Source organism: Roseisolibacter sp. H3M3-2 (assembly GCF_029211165.1).
Classification (GTDB): Bacteria; Gemmatimonadota; Gemmatimonadetes; order Gemmatimonadales; family Gemmatimonadaceae; genus Roseisolibacter.
This window is the reverse complement of sequence record NZ_JARGEK010000555.1, coordinates 1-2279: the sequence shown is the minus strand read 5'-3', so window position 1 is coordinate 2279 and position 2279 is coordinate 1. Positions and strand designations below refer to the sequence as shown.

The following is a 2279-nucleotide window of genomic DNA, read 5'->3' as shown; positions in this document are numbered from 1 at the left end:
CTCGGCCGCCGCGCGCGCGTCGCCGGAGGACGGCGCGCGGCGGTACGCGAAGTGGTCCCCGCGCGCGCCGCCCGCCCCCTCGACGCGCGCGACCATCGAGTCGCGCCCCTGCGGGCGGTAGCGCACGACCTGCGGGAAGTCGTGCGCGCGGTTCTCGAACGCCAGCGCGCGCCACGCGTCGCCGCCCGACGCCGGGCGCGCCATCCGGAACTCGGCGGGCGCCTGCCCGGAGGGCGTCGCGGCGTACACCAGCGACCCGTCGGGGCCGTCGACGATCCGCGTCGCCTCCCACTCGCGCAGCGTGTCGCCGCGCGTGGTGCGCCCGACGCCGAGCAGCACGCCGCCGCGCGGCGCGGTCCACTGCTCCTCGACCAGCGTCGCGCCGGCGCGCCGCTCCCAGCAGCCGGCCATCCAGCCCAGGGCGGCGGTTCCCGTCGGCCCCTGGGCCGGCGCGGGGAGCGGGAGGATCGCCGTGGCGGCGAGCAGGAGGGCGACGCGCATGGGAGGTCGGGGTGGGAGACGCCCCATCCTACCGCCCCCCGCTCAAGTCCGCGACCGCGCGCGCCGACACTCTCACCGAACCCATACGACGGAGGAGCCGATGCGAGTCGGCGGCATGACGTCGGCGGCGCTGCAGGGGATCACGCAGAACCAGGCCCGCTTCGAGCGGGCCGCGGGGCGCGTGGCCGAGAGCGCGTCGCCGGCCGGGACGGCGGACGTCGCCGGCGCGGTGGCCGGGATGGCCGTCGCGCAGTACGCGATGCTGGCCTCGCTGCGCGCGGCGCAGTCGACGAACGAGATGGTCGCGGACGCGATGCGGAACTTCTAGCTGCGCGGCTACATCGGCTCGAGGAGCAGCGGCCCGACGGCGGACCGATTGGACACGCCGAGCTTCCCCATCAGCTGCTCCGCGTGGTTCCGCACCGTGAAGAAGCTGAGCCCCAGCCGCTCCGCGATCTCGGCGTTCGTGCACCCCTCGGCCATCAGCCGCGCGACCGTCACCTGCCGCTCGGTGAGCCCGTAGCGCTCCTTCAGCTCCCCGTCGTCGAGCACCCGCATCCCGCCGCCCCCCGCCGGCGCGGCCGCCGCCAGGCGCGCGGCCTTGCGCAGCAGCGACGAGATGCGCGCCAGCAGCTCCATCGCGCCGAACGGCTTGGTCACGTAGTCGTCGGCGCCGAGCCGGAACCCCTCGACCTTGTCCGACTCCAGCGACCGCGCGGAGAGGATCAGCACCGGGCACTCGGCGCCGCGCGCGCGCAGCTCCCGCAGCACGTGGTAGCCGTCCTTGTCGGGGAGCCCGAGGTCCAGCACCACCAGGTCGGGCGGCTCGTGCGTGGCGCGCGCCAGCGCCTCCATGGCGCGCGAGGCGTGCAGCACCTGGTGCCCCTCCAGCGCCAGCGTGCGCTGCAGCGCCTCGGCGAGCGGCGCGTTGTCCTCGACGATCAGGATGCGTGACATGGGCTCCGGTCGGTGCTCTCAGTCTTCCCAGCGCCGCGGGGCCGGGGCCTCACGGGGGATCGTGAAGTGGAAGGTGGCGCCCAGCCCCGGCCGCGACGAGACGCGGAGCGCGCCGCCGTGCGCCTCCGCGATCGCGCGCGCGATCCAGAGCCCGAGCCCCGCGCCGCCGGCGTCGCGGCGGTCGCCGCGCCAGAAGGCGGTGAACAGGTGCGGCAGGTCGTCGTCGGCGATCCCCGGCCCCGTGTCGGCCACCGACGCCTGCAGCGCGTCGTCGGTGAGCGCGTAGCGCACCGTCACCGCGCCGCCGGGGGGCGTGAAGCGCACCGCGTTGCCGACGACGTTGGACAGCAGCTGCACCACGCGCGGGCCGTCCATCGACAGCGCGACGTCGGCGCACCCCTCGGCGCCGGCGACCACGAACGTCACCCCGCGCGCCTCGGCCAGCGGGCGCAGCATCCGCTCCGCCTCCGCGAACGGCGCCCCGGCCGGCGTCGGCGCGCGCCGCACGCGCAGCGCGTCGGCCCGCAGCGACGACGCGTCGAGCAGGTCCTCGACCAGCCGCTGCATCGTCGTCGTGCTGTCGTGGATCGTCGCCAGCGCGCCGCGCACGTACGGGTCGGCGCCGTCGTCGGGCTGCAGCCCGGCCAGCATCTCGGCGTACAGCGCCACCGCGCCGAGCGGGTTGCGCAGGTCGTGCGCGACCACCGCCAGCAGCCGCTCGCGCTCGCGCGCGGCCGCCTCGGCGGCCGCGGGCAGCCGCGCGTGCTCGGCGGCCAGCCCGGCGCGCGACGCCAGCTCCTCGACCAGCGCGTGCGTCCCGT

Annotated in this window: 4 protein-coding genes; 1 reads left to right on the top strand and 3 read right to left on the bottom strand. The window is 77.1% G+C overall.

The annotated features are described in order from the left end of the window. A partial coding sequence (locus tag PYV61_RS24410) for a DUF6265 family protein (protein WP_275836482.1) occupies nucleotides 1-501 on the bottom strand: 501 nt, incomplete at its 3' end. A 100-nt stretch (nucleotides 502-601) separates the two neighbouring features. Between PYV61_RS24410 and PYV61_RS24405 the strand changes: the two genes are divergently transcribed. After that, a complete protein-coding gene (locus PYV61_RS24405) occupies nucleotides 602-829 on the top strand; it encodes a hypothetical protein (RefSeq protein ID WP_275836481.1) in 228 nt (75 codons plus the stop codon). A gap of 8 nt (nucleotides 830-837) precedes the next feature. Here the strand turns inward: PYV61_RS24405 and PYV61_RS24400 are convergent, their stop codons facing one another. Together PYV61_RS24400 and PYV61_RS24395 are read right to left on the bottom strand one after the other, a co-directional pair. Then, the gene (locus PYV61_RS24400) at nucleotides 838-1458 is read right to left on the bottom strand and encodes a response regulator (RefSeq protein WP_275836480.1); all 621 of its coding nucleotides are present in this window, start codon (nucleotides 1456-1458) and stop codon (nucleotides 838-840) included. Nucleotides 1459-1476: 18 nt separating this feature from the next. After that, nucleotides 1477-2279 (bottom strand): HAMP domain-containing sensor histidine kinase (locus PYV61_RS24395; RefSeq protein ID WP_275836479.1); only part of this gene is annotated, 803 nt, incomplete at its 5' end.

What these genes read in the sequence shown, in the direction of transcription:
- PYV61_RS24405 (WP_275836481.1), top strand. Translation starts at nt 602, where the DNA reads ATGCGAGTCGGCGGCATGACGTCGGCGGCGCTGCAGGGGATCACGCAG.
- PYV61_RS24400 (WP_275836480.1), bottom strand. Translation starts at nt 1,458, where the DNA reads ATGTCACGCATCCTGATCGTCGAGGACAACGCGCCGCTCGCCGAGGCG.